Source organism: Shewanella sp. S1-58-MNA-CIBAN-0166, from assembly GCF_040310085.1.
GTDB lineage: Bacteria > Pseudomonadota > Gammaproteobacteria > Enterobacterales > Shewanellaceae > Shewanella.
The window spans coordinates 55,237-65,385 of record NZ_JBEOPN010000028.1 but is presented as its reverse complement, the minus strand read 5'-3'; the positions used below and the strand labels follow the sequence as shown (position 1 = coordinate 65,385).

Genomic DNA, 10,149 nt, shown 5'->3' with positions numbered 1-10,149 from the left:
TCATACACCATCGCTCATACACCATCGCTCACACCATCGCTCACACCATCGCTCATACACCATCGCTCATACACCATCGCTCATACACCATCGCTCATACACCATCGCTCATACACCATCGCTCATACACCATCGCTCATACACCATCGCTCATACACCATCGCTCATACACCATCGCTCATACAACAAAGCTCATACAACAAAGCTCATACAACAAAGCTTACACAACATCGCTGACAGTAGGCTTGAGTGTTTAATCTGAATGTTGTGGTAATGATTTATCAATTTCCTTTGCCAACTGAGCCAATAAGTTGCTGTACGCGCTGACCAACTCCGTTGCCGTCGAACCTGCATTAGTGACCGCGATAAAATTTTTTTTTGCCAATGTTTGGTTTAATGGATTGTTTGTTAGCTCCCAGTTGGCATTGAGTCTGGCATTATTGCCATCTCGGTTGAGGGAAATAACCTTGATTTTAATGCTGTACAGGGGGCTGTTGTCTGTTTTCCAAGGAAATAACACTAGGTTACGACGGTTATCGCTTTGGCTGAGATTGATACTCATGACCCGGCTGATTCCTTGTTCAAGCGGTTCAGCCCAATAACTATTGGCAAATCGTTGCAGGTTACCATCGTCAAGTTGATACATCAGCTGTGTAAAATGTAAGTATTCGGCGACGTCAATTGGCCCTATACCAATGTCATACTCTAACGCAGTACTGCCCGACACTATTTGGTTGGGTATTGCAGTTAACACAAAGTACTGTTTTTCGGGAGAGCTTTGGCAGCCACTCACTAAACTCAATAGCAGTAAACCGATCCCCCAGTTAATGGTCCAAACTCCATATTTCCCCATGACATTATTCTCCTAAAGGTAGAGCTTTTTTACCGCGTATGATGGCCTCAGGTTGTTCATCTAAGGTTTCACTCAAGCTACGTAATGATCGAGCTGTGCGGCGGATTTCTTCCAAGGTATTGGTGAGTTCTATCAACAAGGGCGAGTTTTGGTCGAGTGTGTTACCTGCTTGGTTTGCAAGCTGATTCATGCTTAATAGTGTATTGCGTAATTCAGTTAAACTATGGTTCAGCGACTCAACGAGCTTGGGTTCATCATTATTTAATTGCACCAGTAAATTATCGAGTTTTAACAGTACTTCAAGCCCATTTTTACCTAACGCTGCTTGAGTGTTGTCCAAGTTAATCGCGGTGTTGTTAACTGCTTTGGCTGCATTATCAAAATTATCCAATGCTTGCTGTATTTTTCCGCTGGCAGCAATGTCACTGAGCTGCTGGGCTAAATTGTCGACATTGTTGACTAAACTTTTTAAGTTTAACGATTGCAGATCTTTGGACAACGATTCGAAATCAGTCGCGATGGTCGGCAATTCTAATAATTGGTCTTTTTCGCCATGGAATAACGGCGAGGTGTTGGGAAAAAAATCCAGTTCAACATATAGCAGTCCGGTGAGTAAACTCAGATAATTCAGCTGGGCGCGTAAGCCGTTATCGATGGCGTGTGAAAAAAACTCTTCACCTACTTGGATCCCCTTAATATTGATACGTTTCAACAATAAGTCGGCATGAACTGCAGCCGTGACACCCTGGCTACTGTCGTTAGGGAAATCGATACTAATATCGCTTATTTCACCTATTATGACCCCTTTTAATTTTACCGGTGCGCCTACCTGTAACCCTTGCACTGAACTGTTGAAAAACATCACTACAGGGGCTTTCTCTGCAAATATACGCCCCCCAGAAAAGAACAGTAATGCAATAAACACTAAGATAATAGCGCCAAAAATAAAGGCACCAATCGCAAGCGGAAGTCGTTGGCTTTTACTCATGATATCTCCGATTTTTCGGTACGATTGAGAAATTGACGAACCCTAGGCTGGCTACTGTGTATTTTTAATTCTCGTGGGTCACCACAATCGAGCATAGTATTGGTTTCATTATCCAAAAACACACAGCGAGTGCCGATTGACAATATGCTGGGCAGCTCGTGGGACACGATGATCACGGTAGAGTCTAGCGCCTGGCATATTTGCACGATCAATTGATCTAAACGCATCGAGCTAATAGGGTCTAAACCCGCAGAGGGTTCATCAAAAAATAACAATTGAGGGTCTAATGCCAGCGCCCGCGCTAATCCTGCGCGTTTGTGCATACCGCCACTTAACTCGGCAGGGTAAAACTTCTCGAAGCCCGCTAAGCCAACTAATGCTAGCTTATAGGCAACGGCTTCTGCAATTTGTCGCTCCGAAAGGTCGGTATAGAGCTGCAGGGGTAAAGCCACATTTTCGCCAAGCGACATGCTCGAAAACAATGCGCCTGTTTGGAAGGTAATCCCCCAATTTTTGAGCATTGCTACCTGCTCGGGTTCATCTGCTTCATAAAAGTTTTTGCCTTGATAGAGTACTTCGCCTTGTAGTGGCGTGAGTAATCCCACCATCGATTTGAGCAAGGTTGTTTTGCCACAACCACTGCCGCCAATGACAAAAAAGATATCATTCTTGTTAATGTCGAAGTTGAGTTTTTTTTGCACCTCGGTACTGCCGTAGCCGACTGATAGATTACGTACACTGATAAAGGCATCATCAACCATGGTTAGATCCCTAATTTATCGTATAAGATATTAAGCGCCGCATCGGAGACAACCAAAAAAACAATGGCCTTAACCACAGCGTGGGTCGTCGCTAAACCAACGGCATTCGAGTCACGTCCGCAAAGCAGTCCTGCTTGACAACCCGCAATAGCAATTAAAAACCCAAAAATTAAACTCTTTATTAAACCAGTGGAAATATCTACCCAATCAATCGCAACCTGGGTTTGCAAAATATATTGGGTATAACTCACGCCCATCCCGTTAGCAACTAACGCACCGCCAATCATGCCTATTACATCCGAATAAATACACATTAGTGGCATAATAAAAATTAATGCTAATAATCGCGGTAAAACCAGAAACTCCATGGTAGGAATACCCATGACTCGCAGCGCATCAATTTCTTCATTAACTTGCATGGTGCCTAACTGCGCCGCATAAGCGGCTCCCGTTCGGCCGGCCATAATAACGCCTGTCATTAGAGCACCCATTTCACGCACCATTCCGATAGCCACTAAATTAGCCACATATACCTGGGCGCCTAATTGACGCAGCTGTACCGAGCCTAAATAAGCCAAAATCATTCCCACTAGCAGACTAATTAAGGTGACAATCGCAAGCCCTTTAGGCCCAGCTTGTTCGATAAAAAAAACGATATCACTCCGGCGAGTTCTTGCTCTGCCAACCAACCAACGCCCGAGTGCCAAAGTGCAGTTACCGACAAATACTAATCCATCGTGTACTTGTAAGCCTTGGTTAATCAATCCTCGACGTAAGGTCGGCCACAGCCCGCCTAGGGCACCCTCATTAGTGGGTTGATAAACCGCAACATCGGTAGCGAGCAGCAGTAGTTGCTGCAACCCTTGAGGTGTTTGTTGAGTGTCTAGTGATAGTTTATGTTGCTCACACCAGCGAGATAATTGTAATAAGGCAATGGCGAGGCTTGAATCCCAATGAGACAACTCTGTGGTGATTAAAGTGACAGATTGGCAATTAGATGGCAGCTCAGCACAAATATCTGCGCCTAGCGGTGCTTGGCCTAATTGCCAATCACCAGCAAGGTTCAGTAAGCAGTTATCATCGTGCATGTCGATATGGAATGTTGCGAGTGTCATGCTAGACCCCCGAGCCAATATGAAATAAGTCTATTTGTTTGTTTAATAAATAGGTTAGCTTGATTTTTGATCCTGTTATCAGTGTAGACCAAGCTCATTGATTATATTTTGACCTTGGACATATTATTTCATCAATAATGAAGCTATCACTTTGATGTATTGACGCTTTGCTACATTGAAGATGCATTAGTTATGGACCGATGTAGTCGTGTAGAGGCAATAAAAACGGCGTTAACGATTGAACATAACCGCCGCTTGTCGCGGTTTAAAGCAAATAAACTTGCACTGACAAAATTTAACGCTAATATATACTGTTTATTTATACAGTATATATTTATACAGTGCTTATTTGTGTGCTGTTTATTTATACGGTTTGTATTTATACAGTACATATCATATTAGAGGTTGTCATATGCGCGTTATTCCCATTGCAGCCAGTGCCGGCATTACCGGTTTTGAATCTCCTGCAGCTGAGTATCTTCAGTTAGGCCTCAGCCTTGATGAGATATTAATCCAGCATCCAAGTTCTACTTTTATCGGCTTAGCCCAAGGTGAGTCGATGCAAGGTGTGGGAATATATGATGGTGACTTATTGATTGTCGATCGTCATGAAACGGCTAGAAATGGCGACGTGATAGTGGCTAATTTTAATGGTGAGTTTGTGTGTAAAATTCTCGACATGCATCGGCGAATGCTGATGTCATCTAATGAGCAACATTTACCTGTGACCATCTGTGACTATGATGACTTTAGTATTGAAGGTGTGGTGATTCGCTCAATTCGTTGTCATCGTCAAAGCCCACTGCTTATCAGCAAAAAAGGTTAGGTAACAATGTTTGCCTTAGTCGATGCCAATGCTTTTTATTGCAGTGCAGAACAGGTTTTTCGTCCTGACTGGCGCGGCAGACCGATTATTGTACTGAGCAATAACGATGGCTGTATTGTCGCGGCTAATCGGCAAGCAAAAGAGGCGGGTATTGAGAAGTTTTTGCCTTACTTTCAAGCTAAAGCATTATGTGCCCAGCGCAATGTCATTGTGTGTTCATCTAATTATGAATTGTATGCCGATTTATCGGCAAAGATGATGGCAATAATTGGTCGTTTTGCACCAGAGCAACATGTGTACTCCATCGATGAAAGCTTCCTGTCTTTTAAACATTGTTATCCCGCAATCAAATGCCTGCATAGCCAAGGTCAGTTAATTCGCCGTGCCGTTTGGAAAGAAGCCCGCCTGGCTGTTTGTGTGGGCATGGGCCAAACGTTAACCTTAGCTAAAATAGCCAATCACGCCGCTAAAAAAATACCGGGATACCAAGGTGTTTGCGTTATCGACACTGCGCAGCAACGTAATGACATTTTACGCCAGCTTGCCGTTAAAGAGGTGTGGGGGATTGGCAGGCGCATCAGTAAAAAGCTTGAATTGATGAATATTCGCAGCGCATACGATCTCGCCTCTATGCCACCGAGTCTAGCCAGAAAACAATTTAGTATTCAAATTGAACGCACCGTGCGAGAACTTAACGGCGAAGTGTGTAAACAATGGGATGAGGCTAGGGCAGATAAAAAACAAATTTTTTCCACTCGTAGTGTGGGTGAACGTATTTGCGATTTTGAATCGCTATTACAGGCATTGAGTAAACATGTTGGCATCGCAGCAAGTAAAGCTCGTCAACAAGGCTCACATTGCAAAACCATGTTGTTATTTGCCAGTAATTCGCCCCACGACGAGCGGCCTGTGAGTTATAAAGTTATTGTCCATTTTCCGTGTCCAACCAATTGCACCATTGAACTCACCAAAGCCATGACAGACGCCGCCCCGAGATTATTTAGCAATGGTGTTCGTTATTACAAAATTGGTGTAGGCCTGGTTGATTTAGCCAGCGAGAAACATTTTCAATTTGATTTATTTAATACCGCTAAGGTCAATTATGCCTTGATGGATACGCTTGACGGCATCAACCAACGATATGGCCGCGATACAGTGTTTCTGGCAGCACAAGGAATAGAACAAAAATGGGCCATGCGCCGTGATTTACTCACACCTCAATATTCAACCCAATGGAAATGCTTACCCAGCATTAAATGCTAAGGTTTTATATTACTAAGGTTTATTACTAAGGTTTATTATAACAGTGGTATTGCTCTGTCATAACACATGCAAGGTTGGGGCATTCAACTATGGCTAAACCTTAAAATGTGATTCAGCTCTGATTATCACTCTAATTAAATTGTTAATGTTGAATCGTACTCATCATATGGCCGACATAATGCGAAATACGCTGTTAAACATAGCAATGATAATTTCACTACTTGGACAATTACTTGTTCCAAGTTTTGCTATGTCTAATGAAATGGCCATGTCAGACATGCAGTCGAGTAGTATGCATCAATCAACGATGATGCAAAGTGACTGCGATACTAACGATGACTGTTGCTTAAACGATATGAGTCAATGCATTAGCCATTGTCATGCGGTCGCGAATGCATTTTTGTTATCAGCAACAAACCTCACCGATGCTCTACTAACGAGTGCCAAAGTGAGTTCGCCTTTATGGACATCAACCCCCACCATTCTAGTAAGCCAAAATCCACCTCCGATAGCTTAATTCTTTATTTTTATTAGTTACCCACATTAATTTATAAAGATTTTTGTTGCTTCAACTATAAGCATCAAAAACTATAAGTATCAAAAGTTAACGGAGTTTATTATGAAAAAATTCATTGCGATCACACTATTATCTTTAGCCAGCTCAGCAGTAATGGCTGCCACTATTTCATTACCTGACTATTTAATCTTTACTGCGGTCGATGGCAAATCGACATCAAATAAAAGTGAAATGGAGGTGTCTCCTGGTCAACATTTAATAGAATTACAGTTTTATGATGTGTTTTCATCAGGAGCAGATGATACGAATTTTATTAAGTCCGATGCGTTATATTGGAGTCTACATCTAACCAAAGATGAAGATATTCACGTGCGTAGCAAAGAGATTTTCTCTTCAACCAATGCAAAGAAATTTATTGCATCACCGGTGATAACCTTAGACCGCGCCAGCGTAAAAGGTGAAGACGTCAAATTAGTTAATCACGAAGAGTTAATGGCTATTATCATGAAACAACACAGTCAAATGATGCAACAATAGTAAAATTGATAGGGCGCTTACATAGCGCTCTATCGTTATCTACATCCTCGCACGCCTTCTGACAGGTAAAATACTTGTCATCATAAATAATGTCACGCGTCACAAAACTCAAACCAGAATCGAAATTATTATTGGCATATGCTATTAATAAGTGTATATATTGCATATGCCAATTACTATTATTCGATTAATTTAAGCAGATAATGCCAAGTCTCCAAAAATAAACGAACATTCTAGGACGCTCTCGGCAAAAGCTGTTTTAAGCCCAGTGGCATGTCGATAAACCAAGTTGGAACAACTGCGTTTAATCGATTTGTTAAAAATGCACATGAGGAGACATGATGATTACTGCCATACCTATGAAAGACCAACATATTGCCAATCACTTTAGCCGTGCCGATGAGATGCTATTCATTGATGAGCAAGGCCAAGTAAAAGGGCGCTTTGCCAACCCAGCATTAACAGAAGGATATGAGGGTAAACAACAATTAGTCAGTATGATACTGGCAAATGGAGCGGATCGCGTCATCGTGCGCAACATTGGCCAACAGCTTTTATCTAAGTTATTAAGCCAACAATTGAGTGTATTTCACGCAAAAAATGGTCGTACTGCAATAGAGTATTTTGCCAGTAGTCATTTAGCGGACTGTGAGCCATTTACCGAGGCAAGTCAGGGGCGACCATCAATTAATCATATTGCTAAGAAAGCCAATGGTGGCTGCTGTAACCATGAGCATAAACATAACCATGACCATGATCATCAACACGCTCATGGTGAAGAAGACTGCCATAACCAATCTGACTCGGGGACACATAAACGTTGCTGCGAGTCTAAATCTGAATTGGCGAATGAAACCACAACAATGAAACGTTGCTGCAATAAAAAACATTCACTAATTGCTCATTAATGATCGCTTGGGGTGTTTTATCACAGCGCTGTGGTGGCTAGTTAAGCTTTAAACCATAGCGTTGTAATTTTCGATATAAGGTACGCACACTGATATTAAGCGTTATCGCTAGTTCGGCTGGCGATCCTGCATATTGCTCACATACCTGCGAAAGATACGCACATTCCATGTCATCTAACGTCATCAGTTCGGTGTTAAGTTTTACGGCAATTGTTTCATCCTTAGATGTGTGGCTAGGTTGAACGCTTTCAGGTAAATCACTGCTGTGTATAACATCCTCATTGGCGATAAGTGCCGATTGCTCAATAATATTTTTCAATTCGCGAATATTTCCCGGAAATGCATAACGACCCAAAAGAGTTAATGCATTGCTCGAAAACTTTTTATGTTTGTAATCAGAATATTTTATAAAGTGATTCACCAGCGTCGGAATGTCATCATAACGCTCACGTAACGACGGTAAGTAAATCGGAAATCCTGCAATGCGGTAATACAGGTCGCGCCTAAATTCACCTTTTTCTACTAAATCGAGTAAATTCTTATGGCTGGCACTGACTAGCCTAAAGTCAGAACGTTTCTGTTTTAATCCGCCGACGGCACGATAACACTGGGTTTCAAGTAACCTAAGTAACTTCACTTGCATGTTCATCGGTACATCGCCAATTTCATCAAAAAACACCGTTCCACCGTGCGCTATTTCAATCAAGCCTTTTTTGCTGCTTGTCGCCCCTGTAAATGCACCTTTTTCATAGCCAAATAATTCACTTTCGAACAGATTTTCACTTAGCCCAGTGCATTCAATCACCACAAACGGTTTATCATTTCGGTTGCTGGCCTGATGTACCGCTTTAGCAACTAACTCTTTGCCTGAACCGGTTTCACCTTGTAACAGAACCGCGATATTGGATTGAGAGGCTCGATTAATCCTGTTGAGCATCTGCTTAAATGGCGCCGATTGACCGATCATGGTGCCTTTTTTTGATTCTGTCGATGCGTAATCTATGGCATCTAAAATCTCTAGATACCCCAATACCATGCCACTATTATCTTTTATAGGTTTCATTAAAATGTCGCAGTAAGACTTACCTTGCACCGTGCTGTGAATATGCACGGCACTGGCAGCCCGGTTAGTACTCTGGCATTGTAATAACGGGCATTCCTCACCGTGTTTATCGCAAGGTTGGTCACTATTATGAGAGATTTGATGGCATTTACTTTGGCCTAAAATAACGTCGTCATCATAGGTTTCGATATAGGCTTGATTAACCGCATGGATCACATAATCGGGAGTAATAAAAATCGCCGGTTTATCAATAGCGTTTATCATAGATTGTACAACGGTGGTGTTATTCATTGATTACTCTCGCTTGCGATTCATATTAATCGGCCAACCTTTATAATGACATTAATAGCACGATAAATGTCATTACGATGTCATATTTGTCACTCAACAACCTAGCATGGGCATCCTGTCAATTTCAATAATGTTTAAGCTAATGATTTTAAGCGATTAAACCTAACTAGTGTGATATGGCACAAGCTTTGTATTGATTGTGTTATATCGCTTACGACCGAACGGTGCCCTAGCAGTAGTGAACCCATGTACGAAAATTATGCCCTGAAGTTAATGGGAATGACCCGACTTGAAGACGAGGATGACAAATAATGAAATTAACATCAAAGCACAAAAAAACGGTTTTAAATGCACGTAACATCAGTGCGTTATTAGTGATTGCTAGCATGAGCAGCCTTTGCCATGCCGAATCACTAACGCAACAGCAGGTGCTTGAACAACAGGCCAATCAACGCATTGCCGATTTTAGCCAAGCGTTAAAAGGTCAGTTACAAGCCGCAATTAAACAAGGTGGCTTAATCAATGCGGTGTCGGTGTGTAAATCGGTTGCACCTGCCATTGCCGCTGAAAACTCGAAAGAGGGCTGGACACTGACTCGAACCAGTTTACGTGTGCGTAATTCAGACAATACGCCAGATGAATGGGAGTTATCGCAATTACAACAATTTGAGCTGGTGAATGCCTCAGGACAACAACCTGCAGATAAGCCAATCGTGGCGAGTGAGTTTATCGTCAATGATGGCAACACTCAGTTTCGTTATATGAAGGCCATACCAGCGCAACAATTATGTTTAGGTTGCCATGGCAGTAATATTGAACCGGAAGTGAGTGCATTGCTGAGCAAAACCTATCCAGATGATAAAGCGGTTAACTTTGCCCTTGGTGATATTCGTGGCGTATTTTCACTGAAAAAGGATATCAAAAAACCTACTCCATCGGTTACTGCTAAGCCATAGCCGAAAGCAATAGTCAAAAGCCAAAGTCGAAAAAGTAATTAACAAACTACCACGGTAATAGGGCTTTATCA

Annotated in this window: 12 protein-coding genes; 7 read left to right on the top strand and 5 right to left on the bottom strand. The window is 42.1% G+C overall.

Translation table 11 applies throughout. The features are described 5' to 3' along the window. Positions 1 to 257, top strand: a 257-nt coding sequence (locus AAEY99_RS16260) for a hypothetical protein (protein WP_351011229.1), incomplete at its 5' end; no start/stop codon positions are given. Here AAEY99_RS16260 and AAEY99_RS16255 read toward each other — a convergent pair. From AAEY99_RS16255 to AAEY99_RS16240, 4 genes are read right to left on the bottom strand one after another with little or no spacing between them, the layout of a single operon-like run. Next, positions 254 to 853 carry a PqiC family protein gene (locus tag AAEY99_RS16255; RefSeq protein ID WP_351011227.1) on the bottom strand — a complete coding sequence of 200 codons (600 nt, stop codon included), beginning with the start codon at positions 851 to 853 and terminating at the stop codon, positions 254 to 256. The genes AAEY99_RS16260 and AAEY99_RS16255 overlap by 4 nt on opposite strands. A 4-nt stretch (positions 854 to 857) precedes the next feature. After that, complete coding sequence (locus AAEY99_RS16250) at positions 858 to 1,841, bottom strand: MlaD family protein (protein WP_192114874.1); 984 nt, start codon at positions 1,839 to 1,841, stop codon at positions 858 to 860. Further along, complete coding sequence (locus tag AAEY99_RS16245) at positions 1,838 to 2,602, bottom strand: ABC transporter ATP-binding protein (protein WP_192114875.1); 765 nt, start codon at positions 2,600 to 2,602, stop codon at positions 1,838 to 1,840. The genes AAEY99_RS16250 and AAEY99_RS16245 overlap by 4 nt, the downstream gene beginning before the upstream one ends. A gap of 2 nt (positions 2,603 to 2,604) precedes the next feature. Further along, positions 2,605 to 3,717, bottom strand: coding sequence for an MlaE family ABC transporter permease (locus AAEY99_RS16240; protein WP_101088332.1), 1,113 nt, complete (start codon positions 3,715 to 3,717; stop codon positions 2,605 to 2,607). 412 nt (positions 3,718 to 4,129) lie between these two features. On the opposite strand from AAEY99_RS16240, the gene AAEY99_RS16235 reads away from it, so the two are divergent. The 5 genes from AAEY99_RS16235 (at position 4,130) to AAEY99_RS16215 (ending at position 7,768) form a co-directional block, all read left to right on the top strand. Beyond that, positions 4,130 to 4,543 (top strand): LexA family protein, encoded by a 414-nt coding sequence (locus tag AAEY99_RS16235; RefSeq protein ID WP_011637424.1) that lies wholly within the window; start codon positions 4,130 to 4,132, stop codon positions 4,541 to 4,543. Positions 4,544 to 4,549: 6 nt separating this feature from the next. Next, the gene (locus AAEY99_RS16230) at positions 4,550 to 5,806 is read left to right on the top strand and encodes a Y-family DNA polymerase (RefSeq protein WP_182744449.1); all 1,257 of its coding nucleotides are present in this window, start codon (positions 4,550 to 4,552) and stop codon (positions 5,804 to 5,806) included. Positions 5,807 to 5,984: 178 nt separating this feature from the next. Then, positions 5,985 to 6,323: a hypothetical protein gene (locus AAEY99_RS16225; protein ID WP_351011225.1), complete on the top strand. Its 339-nt coding sequence runs from the start codon at positions 5,985 to 5,987 to the stop codon at positions 6,321 to 6,323. 102 nt (positions 6,324 to 6,425) lie between these two features. After that, a complete protein-coding gene (locus AAEY99_RS16220; RefSeq protein WP_351011223.1) occupies positions 6,426 to 6,860 on the top strand; it encodes a DUF2057 family protein in 435 nt (144 codons plus the stop codon). A 338-nt stretch (positions 6,861 to 7,198) separates the two neighbouring features. After that, a complete protein-coding gene (locus AAEY99_RS16215) occupies positions 7,199 to 7,768 on the top strand; it encodes a NifB/NifX family molybdenum-iron cluster-binding protein (RefSeq protein ID WP_351011222.1) in 570 nt (189 codons plus the stop codon). Between the two features lie 37 nt (positions 7,769 to 7,805). On the opposite strand, the gene AAEY99_RS16210 is transcribed toward AAEY99_RS16215, so the two are convergent. Continuing rightward, positions 7,806 to 9,122, bottom strand: a complete 1,317-nt coding sequence (locus tag AAEY99_RS16210; protein WP_182744446.1) for a sigma-54 interaction domain-containing protein — start codon at positions 9,120 to 9,122, stop codon at positions 7,806 to 7,808. A 311-nt stretch (positions 9,123 to 9,433) separates the two neighbouring features. Here AAEY99_RS16210 and AAEY99_RS16205 point away from each other — a divergent pair, with 311 nt between their 5' ends. Then, complete coding sequence (locus tag AAEY99_RS16205; protein WP_351011219.1) at positions 9,434 to 10,078, top strand: Tll0287-like domain-containing protein; 645 nt, start codon at positions 9,434 to 9,436, stop codon at positions 10,076 to 10,078. Positions 10,079 to 10,149 lie beyond the last annotated feature (71 nt).